At 65.9% G+C, this 19,921-nt stretch carries 17 protein-coding genes; 12 read left to right on the top strand and 5 right to left on the bottom strand.

What is annotated here, in order from left to right:
- The 7 genes from P0086_RS08040 to P0086_RS08010 all read left to right on the top strand — a co-directional run.
- Nucleotides 1-241 (top strand): DUF4082 domain-containing protein (locus P0086_RS08040; RefSeq protein WP_275784376.1); only part of this gene is annotated, 241 nt, incomplete at its 5' end.
- An 85-nt stretch (nucleotides 242-326) separates the two neighbouring features.
- Nucleotides 327-1,511 (top strand): GTP-binding protein, encoded by a 1,185-nt coding sequence (locus tag P0086_RS08035; RefSeq protein ID WP_275784372.1) that lies wholly within the window; start codon nucleotides 327-329, stop codon nucleotides 1,509-1,511.
- Between the two features lie 147 nt (nucleotides 1,512-1,658).
- A complete protein-coding gene (locus P0086_RS08030) occupies nucleotides 1,659-4,913 on the top strand; it encodes an AAA family ATPase (protein WP_275784370.1) in 3,255 nt (1,084 codons plus the stop codon).
- The gene (locus tag P0086_RS08025; protein WP_275784368.1) at nucleotides 4,910-6,124 is read left to right on the top strand and encodes a YcaO-like family protein; all 1,215 of its coding nucleotides are present in this window, start codon (nucleotides 4,910-4,912) and stop codon (nucleotides 6,122-6,124) included. The genes P0086_RS08030 and P0086_RS08025 overlap by 4 nt, the downstream gene beginning before the upstream one ends.
- 4 nt (nucleotides 6,125-6,128) lie before the next feature.
- Nucleotides 6,129-6,920 carry a TfuA-like protein gene (locus P0086_RS08020; RefSeq protein WP_148656663.1) on the top strand — a complete coding sequence of 264 codons (792 nt, stop codon included), beginning with the start codon at nucleotides 6,129-6,131 and terminating at the stop codon, nucleotides 6,918-6,920.
- Nucleotides 6,921-7,139: 219 nt separating this feature from the next.
- Complete coding sequence (locus P0086_RS08015; protein WP_345799305.1) at nucleotides 7,140-8,165, top strand: hypothetical protein; 1,026 nt, start codon at nucleotides 7,140-7,142, stop codon at nucleotides 8,163-8,165.
- A gap of 97 nt (nucleotides 8,166-8,262) precedes the next feature.
- Nucleotides 8,263-8,766, top strand: coding sequence for a hypothetical protein (locus P0086_RS08010; RefSeq protein WP_148652246.1), 504 nt, complete (start codon nucleotides 8,263-8,265; stop codon nucleotides 8,764-8,766).
- Nucleotides 8,767-8,897: 131 nt separating this feature from the next.
- Here the strand turns inward: P0086_RS08010 and P0086_RS08005 are convergent, their stop codons facing one another.
- Complete coding sequence (locus P0086_RS08005; RefSeq protein WP_275784356.1) at nucleotides 8,898-9,194, bottom strand: hypothetical protein; 297 nt, start codon at nucleotides 9,192-9,194, stop codon at nucleotides 8,898-8,900.
- A 438-nt stretch (nucleotides 9,195-9,632) separates the two neighbouring features.
- On the opposite strand from P0086_RS08005, the gene P0086_RS08000 reads away from it, so the two are divergent.
- The 3 genes from P0086_RS08000 (at nucleotide 9,633) to P0086_RS07990 (ending at nucleotide 13,755) form a co-directional block, all read left to right on the top strand.
- Complete coding sequence (locus P0086_RS08000; RefSeq protein WP_275784354.1) at nucleotides 9,633-10,946, top strand: glycosyltransferase family 1 protein; 1,314 nt, start codon at nucleotides 9,633-9,635, stop codon at nucleotides 10,944-10,946.
- Nucleotides 10,947-11,108: 162 nt separating this feature from the next.
- Nucleotides 11,109-12,179 carry a glycosyltransferase family A protein gene (locus tag P0086_RS07995; protein ID WP_112610276.1) on the top strand — a complete coding sequence of 357 codons (1,071 nt, stop codon included), beginning with the start codon at nucleotides 11,109-11,111 and terminating at the stop codon, nucleotides 12,177-12,179.
- 322 nt (nucleotides 12,180-12,501) lie between these two features.
- Nucleotides 12,502-13,755: an O-antigen ligase family protein gene (locus tag P0086_RS07990; RefSeq protein WP_275784348.1), complete on the top strand. Its 1,254-nt coding sequence runs from the start codon at nucleotides 12,502-12,504 to the stop codon at nucleotides 13,753-13,755.
- Between the two features lie 227 nt (nucleotides 13,756-13,982).
- On the opposite strand, the gene P0086_RS07985 is transcribed toward P0086_RS07990, so the two are convergent.
- Entirely contained in the window at nucleotides 13,983-14,495 is a 513-nt protein-coding gene (locus tag P0086_RS07985; protein ID WP_275784345.1) for an SRPBCC domain-containing protein, read from the bottom strand.
- A 95-nt stretch (nucleotides 14,496-14,590) separates the two neighbouring features.
- Here P0086_RS07985 and P0086_RS07980 point away from each other — a divergent pair, with 95 nt between their 5' ends.
- Nucleotides 14,591-15,514, top strand: coding sequence for a LysR family transcriptional regulator (locus tag P0086_RS07980; protein WP_275784342.1), 924 nt, complete (start codon nucleotides 14,591-14,593; stop codon nucleotides 15,512-15,514).
- A gap of 99 nt (nucleotides 15,515-15,613) precedes the next feature.
- Here the strand turns inward: P0086_RS07980 and P0086_RS07975 are convergent, their stop codons facing one another.
- Complete coding sequence (locus P0086_RS07975; RefSeq protein ID WP_275784340.1) at nucleotides 15,614-16,687, bottom strand: AraC family transcriptional regulator; 1,074 nt, start codon at nucleotides 16,685-16,687, stop codon at nucleotides 15,614-15,616.
- A 118-nt stretch (nucleotides 16,688-16,805) separates the two neighbouring features.
- On the opposite strand from P0086_RS07975, the gene P0086_RS07970 reads away from it, so the two are divergent.
- On the top strand, nucleotides 16,806-17,609 hold the full coding sequence (locus P0086_RS07970) for a methyltransferase domain-containing protein (RefSeq protein WP_275784338.1): 804 nt from the start codon (nucleotides 16,806-16,808) through the stop codon (nucleotides 17,607-17,609).
- Between the two features lie 115 nt (nucleotides 17,610-17,724).
- On the opposite strand, the gene P0086_RS07965 is transcribed toward P0086_RS07970, so the two are convergent.
- Both P0086_RS07965 and P0086_RS07960 read right to left on the bottom strand, forming a co-directional pair.
- Nucleotides 17,725-18,786, bottom strand: coding sequence for an aldo/keto reductase (locus P0086_RS07965; RefSeq protein ID WP_275784334.1), 1,062 nt, complete (start codon nucleotides 18,784-18,786; stop codon nucleotides 17,725-17,727).
- 11 nt (nucleotides 18,787-18,797) lie between these two features.
- Nucleotides 18,798-19,889, bottom strand: a complete 1,092-nt coding sequence (locus P0086_RS07960; protein ID WP_112600729.1) for a LacI family DNA-binding transcriptional regulator — start codon at nucleotides 19,887-19,889, stop codon at nucleotides 18,798-18,800.
- Nucleotides 19,890-19,921: the final 32 nt, after the last annotated feature.

Genomic DNA, 19,921 nt, shown 5'->3' with positions numbered 1-19,921 from the left:
TGCCGCCAACACCACCTACATCGCCTCCTACCACACCACCGGCGCCTATGTGGCCACGAATAAATTCTTCGCCAATCCCGTTACCAACGGTCCGCTGACGGCGCCGTCGAACCTCACCGCCGGTGGCAACGGGGTCTATGCCTACGGAGGTTCCGCCTCGACGGGCATATTCCCGGCAAGCACTTACGATTCGGCGAACTACTGGGCCGACGTGGTCTTCCGGCCGCAGCTCGCCGGATGAGGGCGGGACGAGGTGAGGTGCGGCCGCTGGATGCGGCCGACACCAGGCAGGGTCCTGTCGTGGGGACCATCGTGAAGGGGTGCCGATGAACGGGGCGGAAAGGCTGCCGGTAACGGTGTTCGCCGGTTTTCTCGGCGCTGGAAAGACAACGCTCCTAAGCCACGTGCTGACCAATCGCGAGGGGCTGCGGGTCGCCGTCATCGTCAACGACATGAGCGAGGTGAACATCGACGCCAGTCTCATTCGCGACGGCGGCTGCAACCTGTCGCATACGACGGAGACACTGGTCGAGCTGAGCAATGGCTGCATATGCTGCACCTTGCGCGACGACCTCCTGACGGAGGTGCGGCGACTGGCCGAGGAAGGGCGATACGACTATCTGCTGATCGAGGGGACGGGCATCGCCGAGCCCCGTCCCATCGCGGCCACGTTCTCCTTCCGCGACGAGAACGGGGTCTCGCTGTCCGACTTTGCTAGGCTCGACACGATGATCACCGTGGTCGACGCCGCGAGCCTGCTTGCCGACTACAGCAGCGCCGATCTGCTCCGTGACCATGGTCTGCAGCGTGACGGCGAGGACCGGCGGACGCTCATCGACCTCTTGGTCGATCAGATCGAATTTGCCGATGTCGTGGTGATCAACAAGGTCTCGGACACGACCGAGGCGGTGCGTGCCGAGGTCCGCAAGGTGGTCGCGGCCCTCAACCCCGATGCGCGCCAGGTGGAGGTGGATTTCGGCAGGGTCCCTCTCGCGACCGTGCTCAACACCGGCCTGTTCGACGAGGAAAAAGCGGCGGCGCACCCGTTGTGGCACAAGGAGCTGTACAGCCCGGGGGCGCATGTTCCGGAGACGGAGGAATACGGGGTGTCGAGCATTGTGTACCGCACGCGGCGCCCCTTTGATCCCATGCGGTTCCGCGCGTTCCTGGACGCGCCCTGGCCGGGCGTCATTCGCGCCAAGGGCCATTTCTGGCTCGCCACCCGCCCGCGGCATGTGGGGCTGATGTCGGCCGCCGGCGTGCAGCGGCGTTGCGAACCCGCGGGACTGTGGTGGGCGGCCGTTCCCCGGCAGGATTGGCCGAACCATCCGCAGTTTCGTCGGCGTCTGGAAGGCCAATGGGACAGTACCTGGGGCGATCGGCGGCAGGAACTCGTCTTCATCGGCGTCGGCATGGACGAAGCAGGCGTCCGCGCCGCTCTCGACAACTGTCTGGCCAGCGCGGACCCGCAGGACTGGTTCACCCTCGAAGACCCGTTCCCGGCCTGGTAGCGGGCGACCGACCGGGGCGGCAGCCCGGGCGACTGCTGGCGTGGCAGTCGCGGCGGGACGTCCCCTCCCAACACGGAGCGCCTCCGCACATGCGTCGAGGAGGCAGGGCGCCTTGCTCCTATCGCAGGTGCCCGTTGTCGACGATCCGTGAAAACATTTGCGGGCGAATTGGCATTTGCCGGCTCGCCAGCGCCGGGGCGTGCTTTTTGTTGCCTGTGGGGGCTCGCGGTCGGGGGCGAGTTTGGTTACGATGGTGCCGCGGCGATCGTAGTGGCGTTGAAATTTGTAGGCTGTTCAATGTCGACAAAAGGATGGCAGATACGAGCCGGCTCTCTTTCGGGGGAACGGAGGCAGGTTACCGCGCTCTTCTACGACATCGTTGGCTCGACCGCCTTGCTGCACGAACTCGATCCCGAAGAGTTCGGTGTCATGCAGCGGACGTTCCACAACGAGGCGGCCACGGTCATCAGGAACAACAGCGGCTATCTCGAGTGGATCCAGGGCGATGGCGGCTGCGCGTTCTTCGGGCTTCCCCGACCGAGCGAGGATGCGGCCGAATATGCGGTCGCCTCGGCCCTCGAGATCGTCGAGCGCTGCGAGCAGCATTTCGGATCCGGCCTGAAGGTCAGGGTCGGCGTCGCCACCGGCATGGTCGTCCTCGCCGAAGCGTCGAACCCGGCGCTGCCGCACCAGACCGAGGTCATCGGCATCACGCCCGCGCTCGCCGCCCGCATCCAGTCCGAAGCGGCTCCGAACAGCGTTGCGGTGGCGGAAGCGACCTATCGGCTGACCAATGGGGTGTTCGAGTTCGAGGAGATCGGCCGTCGGGAGCTGAAGGGCTTCGGGGAACCGGTCGCGCTGTGGCGACCGATCGCCCGAAGACAGCGGACCGACCGTTTCACGGCGTCTCGCCGGGTGTCGGCGCCGCTGGTCGGCCGCGACGATGAGATCGAGGTGTGCCGGCAGCGTTGGACAAGCGCCCGAGACGGCAACGGCCAGTTCGTGTTTCTGCATGGTGATGCAGGCATCGGCAAGTCACGGCTCATCACCGAGTTTCGTCGCAACCTCGCAAGGCAGGGTGTGAACAATGTCGTGTTCCAATGCCATCCCCGGGGGCGCACCAAACCGCTTCATCCCTTTCTGGAGCTCATCAGGGAACTCGTCGTAGAGGCCAGCGGCCAGGCCGAGCCGGATCGGGATGCCATCGTCCGCTACTTGCGATCCCTCAGTTGCGAAGTGGGCGAGCTGGACGCGGAGATCGTTGCGTTCCTGCTGCTCGGCAAGACGCAGGAAGTGTCGGATGAAGCCTGGTTGGTGGATCTTTCGGACGAGGAAATTCGCGCCCGCGCGGTCGAGGCCATGCTGGCGGTCTTGACCTCCACCGCCGCGTCCAAGCCTCTTCTCATCGTGCTCGAAGACCTCCACTGGGCCGACACGCTCACGCGCGCGCTTGTCGCCCGCCTGCCCGAGTGGATCGCGGCAAGGCCCGTTCTGACCCTTGCGACGTCGCGCGATGCCATCGATCCGCCCCTTCTGGACGATCCGAACGTTCTCGCGATGCCCTTGTCCAGCCTCACGCCTCAAGCCACCTCGGAGCTGCTCGGGGGGATCTGGGAGACGACGCCTCCAAACGAGCTGTCTGCCTTCGTCTACGAGAAGAGCGACGGTGTGCCTCTGTTCGCCGAGCAACTTGCCCTCCTGCTCAGGGAGCGCGCAAAAGAGGCGGAAAGCGACGGTGCGCCTCAGTTTGCCGCGCAACTCGCCCGGCTGCTGGGAGCACGCGCGAAGGGGGGCGTCGGGGATCGCACCGGATGGGAAGTGCCGCTTCGCGAGGGCGTTCTCAGCCTGCGCGACCTCATCGCCACCCGGCTTGCCAACCTCGGTCCGTTGCGGCGCCTGGCGCAGATCGCGAGCGTCATCGGGCGGGAGGTCCGACGGACGCTTCTCGTCGCCATGATGGAGACCGAGCAACTCCCCGTTCCCTTGGACGAGGCGATCGAGCAACTCGTTCATGCCGGCATCTTTCGCCGAAGGTCCGCGGGCACAGATGATCGATTTTGCCACGTTCTCATACAGGAGGCGGCCTATGACAGCCTCCTGAAATCGGAGCGGCGGCAAATCCACGAACGTATCGTTCGCCTCGTTCAGGCAGGTTCGGTGCCACCGCTCCCGGACGAGACCATGGCGTGGCACTGCGAACTGGCCGGCCAACCGCTCGAGGCGGCGCGCTATGGAATTCAGGCGGCCGAGGCCTGTGGGGTCCGTTCGGCCATGTATGAGGCCGATCACCTGCTGGACGTTGCCGAGAAGCAACTTGCGCAGGCGGGAAGCGGCGAGGACGCGGAAGACCTACTGCTCCGCCTTCTCACGATCCGCGGGCCGGTTTCCGCGGCGCTCTTCGGCAGAGGGGGCGAGCGTGCGCGCTCGATCTATGAACGGGGCGTTGCGCTGTGCGCCGAACACAAGGATCAGGACCGCGCCAAATGGTTCCCGCTCTATTGGGGCTGGTGGTTTACCGCCCCCGACTACGAGACACAGCGCGCACGGTCCGACATCCTCGTCCGCGACCTCGAGGGCTCGGCAGACCCGGAGGTCCGCCTTCAGTCGCTCCACTGCGCCTGGGCGACGAGCGAAGATGCGGGGCTGCACCTGCACTGCCTCAAATGCGTCGAGGACGGTCTCAAGCTCTATGACGAGAGCCGCGCGCGCTTCAGCCGCGGTCGCTACGGCGGCCACGACGCCCGGGTCTGCGGCCTGGGCGAGCGGGCATTTTCCCTCTGGTTCATCGGCGACGACGCCGGGTCCTCGCAAAGCATCGATGCGGCAAAGCAATGGGCCGAGCATATCAACCATTTGAACAGCCTGCTTCATGCGCTGGAGTTCGACATCGAGTTGAAGCGCTACCGGAACGACCATGCGGGCGTGATTGCGACGGCGGACAGGATTGCCGAACTTGCACCGGCGGCACCCGGCGTACTTGCCAAGGCGGCGCTGTTTCGCGCCTGGGCGCGCGGTCTCAGCGAGGACGCGGAAGCCGGCCTGGCGGACTTCGAAGCGGGGCTGAAGCTGCAACGCGAGATCGCCACATACGAGGGAGCGCCGGTCTATGAAGGGATGCGGGCGGAGTTGTTCCAGCGCGCCGGAAAGAACGACGAAGCCCTATCGATCCTGGACGGTGCGATCGACGCCTCGATCGGCAGCGGCCAGGTCTTCTGGCTCGCGGAATTGCTTCGCCAGCGCGCGCTCCTTCGCCATGCCCGCCAGGAGCCGGAAAAGGCGATCGCCACGGACCTTGGCCGCGCACTCCAGGTCGCAACCGAGCAGCATGCGTCGACGCTTGCTTCCCGGGCGCGGCTTGATCTGCAGCGGCTCGGCATGCATCCCCCGGCGCCCGACGCATGAACGGGACCTGTGGGGCAGCCGTCGCTCAGCTGGGGGCGCGCCTCGAACAGGAGGCAGGCGTTCTCGGCGATTTCCGGAGCCGCGAACCCGCGGCCACCGAAAAACTCGTCCATGCGCTTTTGTCTGCGCGGCGGCGTTTCGGAATAACCCGGGTCGGATCGCTGACCCGGCTCGATCGTGCCGGCGTTGCGGTGGCCCAGGTCGTGCGGCCGCTGTCGCTGTCCAATGCCGTGTCCCAGGGCAAGGGCGCAACCCTGATGGAGGCGACGGCATCGGCCCTGATGGAAACGCTCGAATCGTGGGCGGCCGAACGGATTGCACCCGCGCGCATCAGGGTCGCGACCGCACGCGACCTCGGGAATGATGTTCGCAATCTCTACGCCGGCTGCCGCGTGCACGGCTTCGACGCCGGCTGGGATCGGTTGCAGCTCGGGTGGGTGGAAGGCTACGACCTCCTCACGGCGCGCGTCCTGCCGGTCCCCGTCGCCATGGTCGACACCGTCTACACGCTTCCCTCGCCGCACCCCGTCGCATTTCCACGCTCGACCCGGGGACTGGCCGCCGGTCCAACCCTGCATGCGGCGATCATCTATGCGGCGCTCGAAATCCTGGAAAGGGCGAGCGTTGCGGAGGCGGAACGCTACCCGCGCTCCCACCCCGAACTTCGGATCGATCCGGCCAGCGTCGGCGGACCCCTGGCGTTACAGGTTTTGCGCCGGCTTCGGGCATCGGATCTCGTCGCAGGCATATGGCTGATCCCGGCCGAGCATGGCCTGCCCGTCTTCCGCTGCCAGGTCATCGAGACCGAGGGCCATCGGGAGATCGCGCCGCTGCCGGGCGAGGGGTTTGCGTGCGATTTCACCTATGACCGTGCCCTGGCGTCAGCGTTGATGGAGGCGGCGCAGGCACGGGTGACTGCGCTTGCCGGCGGGCGCGAAGACATCACCCGTGATGCCTATCCCGAGCGCTACGATCGCAAATATCTGGATGCGCGCCGGCAGGCGTTCCGCTCGTCTAGCGAAACAGTCGCGCTTCCCGTCGATCGCGACGAACCGGCCTCCGGTGCGGCCGCGCTGGCCGCCTTGCTCTCTGCGCTCAAGGCTGCCGGGGCGCTCGCGGCACTCGTGGTTCCTCTCTACAGCGGCAAGGATCCGGACATCGAGGTTGTCCGCCTCGTCGTACCGCCACTCAGGGATCTCATCAGAGAGTGAAGCGATGGAAGGTGAACTGGTCGTGTTCTTGGGACCGACGCTACGGCGCGCCGAGGCCGCTGCCGTGCTCGATGCCGTCTATCTGCCGCCGGCCGAGCAGGGCTCCGTCGTGCGCGCGGTCAGGACCTATTCTCCCAGCGCGATCGTGCTGATCGACGGTTCCTTCGCAACCGCGCCGGCCGTTCGTCACAAGGAGATCCTCTGGGCGCTGGCGAAAGGGGTCCCGGTCTTCGGGGCAGCCAGCATGGGCGCGCTCCGGGCGGCGGAACTGGCGGCGGTCGGAATGCAGGGGCACGGCTTCATCTATCGGTGGTATGCGCTCACGCCTCTCGCCGATGACGACGAGGTGGCGGTGGCCATGAGCCCGCCGGAAATCGGCGCGGCGCCGTTGAGCGAGGCGCTGATCAACATCCGCCTCACACTGCGCCGCGCGCTGCGCAGCGGGATCGTGACCGCGCCTGAGCGACGAGCGCTCGAAACGCTGGCGCGTGACACGCATTTCGTCGATCGCAGCTATGCGCGCCTTCTCGCCGATGCGCGTTCCACGCTGCCTCCCGAGTTCGGCGGAGCGCTGGATCGCCTTGCAGACTGGCTCCCGTCCGGGGCGCTCGACCGCAAGCGCGAGGACGCGCTCGGCCTGTTGAACAAGCTCGCCCGCTACCCGCAGTTGATTGTCCGGCGGACCGACACGCCGCCCTTTCAGCTGACCGAGTCATGGGCATATGACCTCGACGCGGCAGGGCTGTGGGGCGACGATATTGCAGCAATACTTGCGGGCAGTAGCAAAATGACTTAAGAATGACTTCATTCATCTCCTGTGATGGAGAGGGGCGGGGGCGCCAGCATGGATTCTACCGGACAATGGCAGTCTGGCGAGAGGACCGCGGTTTCCCGCCTAGGAACGCGCTTCCTCGTTTTCCCGCAACCGCCTTTCATCCCTGGCTATGAGCGGCCGGAGACAATCTGGGTTTCCACTCCGCCCGACCGGATCGGCCCGGGACCGGCCGACCGCCGGATGTACGTGGTTTCCCCGCTGACCGAGAAGCAACCCTACCAGTTTCCCTACCTGCCTCCCTATGCCGGCGCCCTGCAAGCGCCTGCGACCGCGGGCCCGGACGGTCACTTCGACACGATACCGATCGGCACGCCGGAGTTCGAGGCCGCACACGTCTATGCCTGCGTCCGGCGCGTGCTCGATATCTGCGAGAGCTATCTCGGGCGCGAGATTCCCTGGTTCTTCGAACCGACCTACGACCGGCTCGAGATCGTGCCGCGCCTGCGCTGGGACAATGCGCAGTCGGGCTACGGCTTTCTGGAGATGGGGGAGGACCTGGCGCGCGGCGAACCGCAGCCCTTCGCGCTGAATTTCGACTCCGTCGCCCACGAGATCGGCCACCTGATCATCTTCGGCGTCATGGGCGCGCCCCAGTTCGACCCTCCGCACGAGTACTTCGGCTATCACGAGGCCGTCTCGGACTTCATCGCGCTCATCGGCCTGCTGCACTTCGATACGGCAATGGACCTGCTTCTGCGGCGGACGCGCGGCAACCTTCTGATCGCCAACGAGCTCGATCGCTTCGGCGAGCTTTCCGACGAGAAGCAGGTGCGGCTGTTCAGCCATTCGCTGCGGATGAGCGACGTCAGCGCCGAGGTGCACGATCTCTCCAAGCCTTTTGCCGGCGCGCTGTTCGACATTCTGATCGAGATCTACCAGGTGCTGCTCTTCGAGCGGGAGCTGTCCGACCTCGATCCGCGCGAATTCCGCGATCTCAGGAGCGAATTGTCGGAAGACGACCTGGAGCAGCAGCTGTCGGCCTCGCTCAGCGGCAACGAAGGCCGGCATTTCGCGCTGAAGTCGGCACTGGAAGAGGCGCGCGATCTTGTCGGCGAGACGCTGGTCCGCTCATGGGAAGAGCTCGACCCGGAAACCCTCGACTACCGCTGGGCGGCGGAGGCGATGATCGTGGCGGCCGAGGAGGGGCGCTGTGGCCGCTTTGTGGGCAGCATCATCGACAATTTCGCCTGGCGCGGGATTTTGTGAAGCAAGGCATGCCGTTTGATGAATGGGGGCCATGACGGCCAGTCGACGCAGGCGACGGATGTCGTAGGCGTCGAAGCGATCCAGAGGGAGACACTCCATGACGACAGACCACATTCCTGCAGCGCCCGATCCGCGGCGGTTCTTGCCGGATCAGATTACGCTCTACGGGGTTGCATTGAACCTCGAAGCGACGGACAGGATGGCCAATCTTCCGTTCGAAGGCCATTTCGTCCGGCTTGCCGTCGTGCCGATCGGGTCGGACGATCCGGCAGATCCGGGCGTGATGGTGATTGCGGCCGCATACGGCTATGCCTTCGAGGGCCAGTGCTATCGCTTTGACAAGCCAAAGCTCCTGGTGTTCCGCGCAGGCGTGGCAGCGGCTCCGGCTGTCGGATGCGGCTTTGAGGATCTCGGCTACGCGATGTGGCAGATCACAAAGAAGACGCCCGTCATGGAACTCGCCACAAGCAGCGACCTTGCCGAGGAGATCGTCCTGAACGCCAATCTCCCCGGAAACCGCAATCCGAACACCTACGGCAACAGCTTCATGCTCGGACATCGAGGTGGTCGGCTGACCCGTGGCGGGGGCAATGGCGGCTGACGGCCGCCAGCCTGCAACCGCGCAAGGCGCAACCGGCACCGCAGCGCGCCGCGATCCCACGGGTTCGCGTCACGCTTGTTGTTCGCGCGTCGTCACCGCGAGACCGCCGTGCACGTTCGCGCAACGAAGCTCTAGGCTGCCGTCGGCTGTTGCTTCTTCGCCTGGGGAAGCTTGCTGTCGTCGATCTCGTACGGGGGGCCTTCGACGACCCGCATTCTTTCGTGATGCGTTGCGAAACTCTTGCCGTCGGTACTTACCTCGACTTTTACAAGGCCGATCGCTTCGTCAAAAGTTCCGACCTTTACAGGAAAAAGCTTGCCGACCGTCAGAAGACCGGAAGTTTCCGGCTTCGAACCACTAGGAACGCGGCTGGTGATTCTCAGATACTTCGCAGATTGACTTGGCGTGAAATTAACTAACGCTACCATGGGGTTCTCCCTCGCGTTAAGATTGTTCCAGCCTCAATAGAATACCAGAGTACAATGATGTCTGCCAGTTGCAGATACGCCGGCCGGACAGATGCAGATCAGAAAATACTGTGAAGGATCGTTCTGCGCCCTGGCTCGGCATTCACCGGCAAATGCGGTGGCGTCTTCCCCGCAATGATCCGACGCCGATGCCGGCAGTCCGGATCGGGTACCCGACCTCACCAAAAGCGTAGCAAATGGGTTGCCATCGACCAAAGGGGGGCGTTGCGGCGCGCGCCACATGGGCACAAGAGTGGGGAGCCCGACGGGTCGGGGCCGGAGCATGGCCGGCGGATGGCGCGGCCGGCGGCGCTGCAGGTTGGAAGACGGTGCGATCTCGGGACGCGGGTGCGGCGAAAGGGTTTGGGCAATGCGCAAGGCAAGCAGGGACTGTCGGGGATGGTAGGTGCAACACTCGGCTCGGCATTCCAGGCGGCGCGACTGCAGGTCGACCGGCGCTCGCGTCAGGTCCGGGATATCGTCGCCACCGAAGGCTATGGCGCGCTCGTCGATCGCGTCCGGGCCAAGGCTTCCGACTGGATCAAACCCCGCAACTTCACCTGGGAAGTCTTTCCCGACGACGTCATCGCCGCCGATCTCACGCGCCCGCCGCCGGTATCCGTGCCGAGGGTGGCGGCAGGCGAGCCGATCACGATCAACTGGGTCATGGGGCCGGCGGGGCCGGGATCTGGTGGACACACGACGATCTCCAGGATCGTCGCCTACCTCCAGGCGCACGGCTATACCAACCGCGTCTACTTCTACGACCCCTATGCCGGCGACCGGAAATATTACGAGATTCTCGCGCGCAAGCACTATGGCTTCACCTGCGAGATCGGAGACGTCCGCGCCGGCATGGCCGATGCCCATGCCGTGATGGCCACCAGCTGGCAGACGGCCTACCCGGTCTACAATGCGCGCTGCGCCGGAAAGCGCTTCTACTTCGTCCAGGATTTTGAACCGAGCTTCTATCCCGTCGGCACGAACAGCGTGCTTGCCGAAAACACCTATCGCATGGGCTTTCACGGGATCACGGCCGGCCGGTGGCTGGCCGACAAGCTGTCCTGCGAATTCGGCATGGACACCGACCATTTCCCCTTCGGATGCGATACGGCGCGCTATCGCCTCGAGCCGTCGGCAAGGCGATCCGGCGTCGCCTTCTACGCACGCACGGGCACGCCCCGAAGGGGTGTCGAGCTCGGCCTGCTGGCGCTGGAACTGTTTGCCAGGCGCCAGCCGCACATAGATCTGCACCTCTTCGGTGCGCGCCTGGGCAAGCTGCCGTTCCGCTTCACCAACCACGGGCTGGTCAAGCCCGCCGAGCTCAACCGGATCTACAACAGCTGCTTTGCCGGCCTCACCCTGTCGCTGACGAATGTCTCGCTGGTGCCCCACGAGATGCTGGCGTCGGGCTGCATTCCCGTCGTCAATGAGGCCGGACACAACCGGGTCGTGCTGGACAATCCCTATGTCCGCTACGCTGCCCCGACCCCGCATGCGCTTGCCGCGGCGCTGGAGGAGGTGGTGCTCGCGGCGGACTTCGATAGCGTTTCGAAACTGGCCGCAGCCAGCGTGACCGCGACGTCCTGGGACACCGCCGGCCGCATGGTCGACGAAGCGCTCCGTCGGGCCCTGGCGGGCGGCCGCCCGAACGAACAACCGGGAGCCGCAGCCGGCGAACGCGGCTACAGCGCCTCCGGCAGGGGCGGCTAGTGGCGGTTCGCAGTCCGCTGGGCCGCCATTCCCCCTTCAGGCTTCGGATGCACCGCGCGCACCGTTCGGTCCTACTGCAAAAGGGTGACGGCCGTAATTCTTGTCTCGGGTCGGTGATCATCTAGAATCCGACCCCGCTGAGGAAACATCGAGAAACTCCACATGGCGACGGTTCAGGTCCTCGTTCCCTGCTACAACTATGCCCGATACCTGGAACAATGCGTCCAGAGCGTTCTCGACCAGGAGGGGGTGGACGTCGACGTCCTTGTCATCGACGACTGCTCGTCCGACAACACCCCGGAGGTCTGCGCCGCTCTCATGCGCCGCGACCCCCGCATCAGGGTCATCCGTCACGCGACCAACAAGGGGCATATCGCGACCTATAACGAGGGAATCGCGCAGATCCGCGGCGACTACTTCGTCCTGCTTTCGGCAGACGACCTGCTCACGCCCGGCGCCCTTTCGCGGGCGACGGCGCTGATGGAGGCCAATCCCCATGTCGGCATGACCTACGGGCAGCCGATCTCCTTCACCGATGTCCTTCCCCCGGCGCGCACCGGCGCGAGCAGCACCTCCATCTGGAGCGGCGACAAGTGGATCCGGCACGTCTGTCGGTCGGGAAAGAACTTCGTCGTCTGCCCGGAGGCGGTCGTGCGCGCCGATGTTCAGCGGCGGATCGGTGGCTACAGCGCCGATCTTCCCCATTCCGCCGACATGGAGATGTGGCTGCGGATCGCCGCCATATCGGATATCGGCCGCGTCCATGGCGCCGACCAGGCCTACTACCGGGTGCATGTCCTCAGCATGCAGCGAACCATCCATGCCGGCGTGCTGTTCGACCTGGACGGGCGACACAAGGCGTTCGAGGCGGCGTTCGCGAAGGAGGGGGCGGCCCTGCCGGACCGGGACGAACTGAGCGCCCTCGCAAGACGCTCGCTCGCGATCCTGGCGCTCCGGCATGCGCGCCGGCTTTGCGACTTTCCCGCAGAGAACGACGCGTCGCCGGCGAAGTATCGCGAGTTCGCAGCGTCCCTGTGGCCGGGCATCGTCGCCACCTCGGGATACCGGGCGCTGGTGGCCGACGAGCGCCGCCATGAACGAGGCCCGCTCCAGGCGGCGCTCGCCCGCCAAAGCGCGCGTCTGCGGCTGTTCGCGGAGCGGGAAATCTTCCACAGGTTCGATTGGCACTGGGCCCGCTACACCGGCATCCACGTTCCGCGGTTCTATTTTTGACGCGGGCGTCAGGGGCCGCCTGTGCCGGGCAGGCACCATGCCCCGAAATCGTGACGGCCGCGTGCAGACCCGGCAGACATAGGCAGTGCAGATGCTGACGACGGTCATGAGAGACGATTTTTCCCGCAGCGGCAGGCCCCGCCCGGAGCCGCGTCGCGGACGTGCGCCCGAAACGACCGCCGTCGCTGCAGGTGATGCGCCCGGCTATCCTGCGGCCCGCGCGCCGGCCCAAGCGAGCAGAAAGGCGAGGGCTCGGCTGCCATGGCCCATCGCCGTCTTCCTCATCGGCCTCGTCGTTCCCTGGATCATCCCGATCGGGCCCATGAACCTGTCGGTGTACCGGATCGTCCTGCTCGCCACGCTTCTTCCGTGCCTGTTCATGTGGGTGAGCGGCAGGGCCGGCCCGATCCGGCTTGCCGATGTCGCCGTCCTGTCGTTCAGCCTCTGGGCCTCGCTGAGCCTCGTCGTGGTCCACGGTCTCACGACCATGATCGAGGCGATCGGCATCCTGAACATCGAGACCCTCGGCGCCTATTTCCTCGCCCGCTGCTATATCCGCACGCCGGACGATTTCCGCAACATGGTCCGGCTCGCTTGCTGGCTGGTCATGATCCTTCTTCCGTTCGCCCTGTACGAGTGGGTGACCGGCCAGAAGCCGCTGCTGACGCTCTTCGAGACGGTGTTTCCGACGGTGGAGATGACGCGGATGGAACCGCGCATGGGGTTCTGGCGCGTCCAGGGGCCGTTCGGCCACTCGATCGTCTTCGGTCTCTTCTGCGGCAGCCTGCTCGCGCTCGCCTATCAGGTGCTGGGCTACGGGAGAAAGGGCCTGTCGCGCTGGGTCCGGCCGGCGGCCGTCTCGTTCACGGCCTTCCTGTCGATGTCGTCGGCGCCCATTGCGGGCATGGTGATGCAGCTGGCGTTCATCGGCTGGAACCTGGCGCTGCATCGGATCAGCTATCGCTGGAAGATCTTCTGGGGGATCGTCTTCCTCGGCTATCTGGTCGTCGAATTCGGCTCCAACCAGACGCCGGTGCAGTTCTACATATCCCGCTTCACCTTCGATCCGCAGACCGGCTGGTATCGCCTGCTGATTTGGGATTTCGGCTCTGCCACGGTCGCGAGCAACCCGCTGTTCGGCATCGGCATGGGGGACTGGGCACGGCTGCCGTGGATGGGCGACAGCGTCGACAACTTCTGGCTCCTGATCGCCATGCGGCACGGCATCCCCGGCGTCTTCCTGATCTTCGCAGCCTGCCTGGCCGCCATCTGCGGCGTGGCCTATCGAAAGGGCGTCGACGAGAAGGTCGAAGCCTATCGCTCCGGCTATGTCATCTGCCTGGTGATGTTCATGCTCGTCGGCTGCACGGTCCACTTCTGGGCCGCGACCTATGCCTGGTTCCTGTTCCTATTGGGAAGCGGCATCTGGATGCTGGACGCAAAGCCCGCCGAAGCCGCCTTGCCCGAACACCCCGGCACCCGGATGCGCCGGCCGGACCGCAAACCGGCGCGACCGCCGGCCGCGATCGAACGCAAGGGACGGGGGGAACGCCGCGAGGCCGAAGGGCGGCGATAGGTGCGCCGGCGATGGACTAGCCTGCTGCAGGAACCCTCATCGACGGTGCCGCCGTCAAGCAGCCTGTCTTCGTCATGACGGACGGACCGAAGCTCCCTCGAATTGCATTCCGTCCGCCGCGATCCCCAGATTGCGCTGTGGCGGGGCAGGTGCCCGCCGCGCGGATCAGGCGGTTCTGCCTGAGGGGGATCGGCGCGGGGAGGGGCTCGGTTTTGCCCCTGAAACGATCAGGCCTTGCGGGCGGCCGCGACGAGGCCGTCCAGCCAGTCCTGGTGACCGTTGATCATCGGATTGGGCTTTGCCTTGGCGAGATCTTCCGCCGGCTTTCCCTTCTGCGTTTCCTGCGTGAGGATCCGCACGCGACCGCCCGGCAGATCTTCGACGAGCCATGCATGGTGGACGTCGAGGCGCGTGTCGCCTTCGCCGGCCCATCCGTGCCAGGCGATGCGCCCAGGCCTGCCGTCGGCGGGAGCGACATATTCGACGACCTCCGCTTCGACCGGGAAACCGAAGGTCTCGAAGGAGAAGCGACGGCCGGTTTCCAGCTCCGGGCCGTTGCCGTCGTGCAGGCGGATGTTGGCCGCGTTGCCGTAGTAGCCCGGCCAGGCCTGTGCGTGGCTCAACAGGGGCCAGACCTGTGCGGTCGTAAGCCCCGGGACGATCACTTCGTTGGAGCAGAAGTTCTCGGTGAAGCCGGGCACATAGCCTTCCGGCCATTCGATGGCGTTCATCATGGTCATGTCTGTTCGTCCTGTTGGCGAGGTCGTTCGGTTGCGTCCTGATGCCAGATGTGCAGACATAAGGAAAATTGGCATTCGTGATTACGGCGATAAGAATGCGTGATATCAGGTCGCTCGATCTCAACCTGCTCAAGACATTCGTGGCACTTCTTGACGAGGGCAGCGTGACGCGTGCGGCCGACCGGCTCGGCCTCACCCAGCCTGCAGTGAGCGGCATGCTCGGCCGCCTGCGCGACAGTTTCGACGATCCGCTCTTCATCCGCACCCGGCGCGGCATCCTTCCCACCACCAGAGCCAACGCGCTCGCCGGTCCCATTCGGCAGATCCTGTCGGAGGTCGAGGCCTTGCTGCAGCCAAGCGTTTTCGATCCGGCCACGGCCGAGTTGACCGTGTCGCTGGCGGCGACCGACTATGCGCTGCATGCGGTCGTCATGCCGTTTCTCCCGAGGCTGAGGGCCGCGGCCCCGGGCATTCGCGTCTCCGTCCAGCCCGTGCAGAACGACGATGTCCACGCCCGTTTCGAGCGTGGCGAAGTCGATCTGGCCCTGGTGACGCCGGAGACGGCCCCGCCGGACCTGCATGCGCGCCATCTCTTTGACGAGAACTACGTTTGCGCGCTGCGCCATGACCATCCGGATGCATCGGGACGATCGATCGATATCGACCGGTTCTGCGCGCTCGACCACGCCCTCGTCTCCTATGCCGGCCAGCGGTTTCGTGGCGTCACCGATGATGCCCTGGCGGCGGTTGGCAGGCAGCGCCGGGTCGTGCTGTCGGTGACGGGGTTTCTCGTGCTGGCCGAGGTCCTGAAGACGACCGATCTCGTCGCGGTCGTCCCGAGCCGGCTCGTGCGGCATGACGCCGGCCTGAAGATGCTGCGGCCGCCGGTCGAGATTCCGGGCTTTTCCAAGATCGCCGTCTGGCACGATCGAACCCATCGTGACCCCGGTCACCGGTGGCTCCGGTCCTTGCTGTTCGAGACGATGGGCGACGAAACCGGTACCCGCCCCGCAAGGTGATCCGGTCGCCGCGATGGCAGGCGACACCGAGGCCAGTCCGGGCGCTGTAGCCTCCGTTCGTCCGAAGCAGCAACCCCGAACCGCCCGCCGCAACAATCGCTAGAAACGACCTGCTTCGCTCGGCGACGCGCCCTGATGGCTCCGCCATGCGGCGGGGGAGACGCCGACGGCCTTCTTGAACGCGCGGCTGAACGCTGCTTCGGACTCGTAGCCGACCGCGTGCGCCGCAGCGGCGATCTTCATCGCCTTGTCGACCAGAAGGCGGGCGGCGACCTGCATGCGCCACAGCGTCAGGTAGTGCATCGGCGGACAGCCGACGAGGTGGACGAAGCGCTCGGCGAGGATCGCGCGGGAAACGCCGGCGCGCTCCGCCAGCTCGTTCAGCGTCCAGCCATGGGCGGGATGGTCGTGCAGCATCTGCAGGACACGGCCGATCGCAGGGTCTCGCAGCCCGGACAGCCAGCCGACCTGGCCGGCGGGCAGCGTTTCGAGATAGCGGCGCACGACCTCGACAAACATGAGTTCGCTCAGTCCCAGGCGGACGCAGTCGCCGCCGATCCTGCGGGTTTGCGTCTCCGCGAGCGTGAGTTCGATCAGCCGATCCAGCAGGCCTCCGGACGCCAGTTGGCCTCTGCGCACATGCAGGAGCCTCGGCAAGGTCGAGAGCACCGGATTGAAAGGCCTGATGTCGCAGCCGAGATAGCCGCAGACGAACTGCGCCTGCTCCGGGCCGCCGCCGCCTTCCTCGACCACGAACGGAAGCCTGCCGGCAGCCATGTCGCGGAAGAACCGGACGGTCCCGGTGCTGTCAAATTCCGGTGGCTGGCCGGGCGCGCTGAGCAGCGCGTAGGGGTCGCCGTGCGCAAACACCAGAATGTCGCCCGCATGGAACGAAGTGGAACCGATGTCGGGAACGCTGGCCCAGCCGGAGCCCTTGAGCACGATATGATAGGACACGACGTGCTGCGCGCGCGGCAGAATGATCGCGGAAAACGCGTCCGCGGGAGGAACCTCGATGCCCCAGGGAGAGGAAGCATGGACGACGAAGAACAGGGCTCCGGTCAGCTTCACCATCCGCAGAACATCGGACAGCGGATCACCCGTCAGCCCTCCATCGGAAAGGCGCGGCGTCGTCTCGGCGCGCGGATGCGGCCCGCCGGGCGGAGGTGCCATCACGGACGGGCGAGCAAGCAATGCAGACGCGCGGGCATGGGACCGAGCCATGCGGCAATATACACTGCGGGTTCCGTGCAATCCATCAAGCAGCGCGCCATCCGCCGGAGGTGCAACCATGCACGCCGAAGCCGAACGCCATAACCCCGCCGAGATCTATGACACGTTCTTCGTTCCGGCGCTCTTTGCGCAATGGGGACCCGTCGTCGCTGCCGCAGCCGGCATTGGGCCGGGCGACCGCGTTCTCGACGTCGCGTGCGGCACCGGCGCGCTCACGCGCGCCGTGGCCGAATGCGTGGGCAAAGAGGGCTCCGTGGTCGGAATCGATGCCAACCCCGAGATGCTCGCCGTGGCGCGTCGCAAGCCGCTGCATGTCGAGTGGATAGAGGCGGCGGCCGAGGCCTTGCCGCTCGACGACCAGAGCTTCGATGCGGTCGTGAGCCAGTTCGGCCTGATGTTCTTTACCGATCCGCCGGCGGCGATGCGTGAGATGATGCGCGTGTTGCGCCCGGGCGGCAGACTGGCCGTTGCGGTGTGCGACGCCGTGGAGAACGCACCCGGCTATGCCGCCTTCGCGGAACTGCTGGACAGACTGTTCGGCAAGGGTATCGGAGACGCGTTTCGGGCGCCTTTCGCACTTGGCAATGTCGGGCGGCTACGCGAGATCACCCGAAAGGCCGGGATCCCGGATGCAACGGTGACACGGCATAAGGGCAAGGTCCGCTTCGAATCGATCGTCGATCTGGTCTCGACCGAGCGCGCGTGCGTCTGGACGCTCGGCGGGATCCTGGACGAGGATCAGTTCACGCGGCTTCTCCGAGAGGCCGAGACCGCGCTTCGGCCCTTCGTCATCGCCGACGGTCGCGTCGAGTTCGACATGCCGGCGCTGGTCGTCACCGCCCAGAAAGGTGAGGTCCAGTAGCGATAGAGCCGGTCCGGTCGAGGCGGCGCCGCTCCGCGCTGCACCCGGTCATTGGATGAAACGTCAGGAGGCGCAGGCCCGCAGTGGTCGCCACTGTCCGGCCTGCACCGGCGCATCAGATCATGCCGAGATCGGCATAGCTGTCGTGCAGCGCCCGGTCCCCGGGGCTGAAACGGTCGGCGGCGAAATTGTGCTGGTGCCAGTAGGGATAGATGTAGGGCGGGCGACTGACCTTGTTCAGGGTGTCGAGCTCGTCCTCGGTGAGCTTGAGGTCGACGGCTGCGATATTGTCGCGGAACTGGTCCTCGCTGAGGCCGCCGACCACGAGGCTTGCGATGGCGGGTCGCGACAGGGTCCAGGCCAACGAGACCTGTGCGACCGGGACGCCGCGGGCCGTGGCGATCGCCTCGAGGGCATCGACGATCGACCACAGGCGCTCCTGGTCGCGGATCGGCGGCTCGCTCCAGCCGGCCGCCTGGCGGGAATCGGCGGGGAACTTGTCGCGGCCGAAGGCGCCGGAGAGGAGGCCGGCGGCCAGCGGGCTCCAGACCATGACGCCGAGGCCCTGGTCGACGGAAATCGGCAGCAGTTCGTATTCGGCCTCGCGGGCCTCCAGCGTGTAGTGGATCTGCTGGGTCACGAAGCGCGGCAGGTTCTTCGCCTCCGCCACGCCCAGCGCCTTCATGATGTGCCAGCCGGAATAGTTGGAGCAGCCGATATAGCGGATCTTGCCCTGCTGCCGCAGCGTGTCGAGCGCCGACAGCATTTCCTCGGGCGGCGTCACCCCGTCCCATTCGTGCATGAAATAGATGTCGATGCGGTCGGTTTTCAGCCGCTTGAGGCTCAGTTCGCACTCGCGGATGAGGTGGTAGCGCGAGGTGCCCTCGTCGTTGGGGCCGTCGCCGATGCGCATGCGGGCCTTGGACGAGATCAGCACCTTCTCGCGCTTGTCGCCGAGCGCTTCGCCCAGGATTTCCTCGGAGCGGCCGAGCGAATACATGTTGGCCGTGTCGAAGAGGTTCACGCCGCCGTCGATGCAGCAATCGATCAGGCGGCGGGCGTCCGCCACCCCCTGGTTGGCCACCCGCGAAAAGGCGCCGACCCCGCCGAAGGAGAAGGTGCCCATGGCGATGGCCGAAACCTTGAGGCCCGTGCGGCCGAGCGTCCTGTATTCCATGATCTTCCTCCTTAAGGCTGTTCCACCGGCTGCCGCGCCGTCCGCCGCGGGCGGTCCTGGGTGGTCTTGGATACGCCGTGTTCGTGGCTGGCGCGCAGGACGAGCTCCGCGCCGACGAGGATCTTGACCGGCGGCTGCGGCTCGGCGGCGGCGATCAGGTCGTCGAGCACGGTCACGGCGAGGTAGCCGATCTTGCGCTTCGAGACGTCGATGGTCGTCAGGCCCGGCTCCATGGTCGCGCTCTGCGGCAGGTTGTCGAAGCCGATGATCGAGACGTCCTGCGGGATCGAGACGCCGTGTTCGCGAAGCGCGCGGATGAAACCGTAGGCGATGATGTCATTCGTGCAGAAATAGCATTCGGCAAGCTCGAGCCCGGTGGAAAGCAGCGCGCGCGTATCGAGATAGGCCCCGTCATAGGTCGATTCCACCGAGAGGATATCGGCCTCGTTCACCGGCAGGCCGAGCCGGGCCATGTTCTTGAAGAAGGCCTCGCGGCGCAGGCGGAAGTTGGTCGTGTCGACATGGGAGGCGACGAAGCCGATGCGCTGGAAACCCTGCATGCGGAAGCGGGACAGCACCTTGTAGACGGCGTCCTCGTTGTTCATGTCGACGAAGTTGGCCTCGAGCACGTCGTAGAACGTGTCGATGAAGACGGTCGGCAGGCCGAGGCCCTGGATGAGCCGGATATCAGCTTCCGTCAGCTCCGTTCCGAGCGCGATCACGCCCGAAATCGGCGCGCCGGCCAGCGATTCCGCCACCGTGCTGATCGGCTGGCCCTCGAAGCTGACGACCTCCAGCGTGTAGTTGCGCCGCGTCGCCTCGGCCGACATGCCGTCGATGTAGTCGGAGATGAAGACGCTGTGGTCGCGGTTGACGGTGTGGCCGTGCTTAGCGATCTTCAGGAAGCGCAACGTTTCGCCGGGTTCGGCGCTGCTGCGCGTCGCCCGGGGCACGTAGTTGAGGCTGGCCACCGCCTCCAGCACCCGCGCCCGCGTGACGCCGGAAATCTCTCCTTTGCCGTTCAACACGAGCGAAACCGTCGCGGGCGATACGCCCGCCGCTTCGGCAATGTCCCTGATGGTCAGTTTTCCCGGTTTCTTCATGCGGAGACGGCCTGGCCCTTATGCTGCGGCTG

Origin of the sequence: Mycoplana sp. MJR14 (genome assembly GCF_029210525.1) — a bacterium.
In the GTDB taxonomy this organism is placed as follows: domain Bacteria; phylum Pseudomonadota; class Alphaproteobacteria; order Rhizobiales; family Rhizobiaceae; genus Mycoplana.
Note: the sequence above shows the minus strand (reverse complement) of the source record. Positions and strands in the feature narration are given on the sequence as shown.

Coding starts and splice junctions, on each gene's coding strand:
- P0086_RS08035 (WP_275784372.1), top strand. CDS start 327: ATGAACGGGGCGGAAAGGCTGCCGGTAACGGTGTTCGCCGGTTTTCTC.
- P0086_RS08025 (WP_275784368.1), top strand. CDS start 4,910: ATGAACGGGACCTGTGGGGCAGCCGTCGCTCAGCTGGGGGCGCGCCTC.
- P0086_RS08020 (WP_148656663.1), top strand. CDS start 6,129: ATGGAAGGTGAACTGGTCGTGTTCTTGGGACCGACGCTACGGCGCGCC.
- P0086_RS08015 (WP_345799305.1), top strand. CDS start 7,140: ATGTACGTGGTTTCCCCGCTGACCGAGAAGCAACCCTACCAGTTTCCC.
- P0086_RS08010 (WP_148652246.1), top strand. CDS start 8,263: ATGACGACAGACCACATTCCTGCAGCGCCCGATCCGCGGCGGTTCTTG.
- P0086_RS08005 (WP_275784356.1), bottom strand. CDS start 9,194: ATGGTAGCGTTAGTTAATTTCACGCCAAGTCAATCTGCGAAGTATCTG.
- P0086_RS08000 (WP_275784354.1), top strand. CDS start 9,633: ATGGTAGGTGCAACACTCGGCTCGGCATTCCAGGCGGCGCGACTGCAG.
- P0086_RS07995 (WP_112610276.1), top strand. CDS start 11,109: ATGGCGACGGTTCAGGTCCTCGTTCCCTGCTACAACTATGCCCGATAC.
- P0086_RS07990 (WP_275784348.1), top strand. CDS start 12,502: ATGAACCTGTCGGTGTACCGGATCGTCCTGCTCGCCACGCTTCTTCCG.
- P0086_RS07985 (WP_275784345.1), bottom strand. CDS start 14,495: ATGACCATGATGAACGCCATCGAATGGCCGGAAGGCTATGTGCCCGGC.
- P0086_RS07980 (WP_275784342.1), top strand. CDS start 14,591: ATGCGTGATATCAGGTCGCTCGATCTCAACCTGCTCAAGACATTCGTG.
- P0086_RS07975 (WP_275784340.1), bottom strand. CDS start 16,687: ATGGCACCTCCGCCCGGCGGGCCGCATCCGCGCGCCGAGACGACGCCG.
- P0086_RS07970 (WP_275784338.1), top strand. CDS start 16,806: ATGCACGCCGAAGCCGAACGCCATAACCCCGCCGAGATCTATGACACG.
- P0086_RS07965 (WP_275784334.1), bottom strand. CDS start 18,786: ATGGAATACAGGACGCTCGGCCGCACGGGCCTCAAGGTTTCGGCCATC.
- P0086_RS07960 (WP_112600729.1), bottom strand. CDS start 19,889: ATGAAGAAACCGGGAAAACTGACCATCAGGGACATTGCCGAAGCGGCG.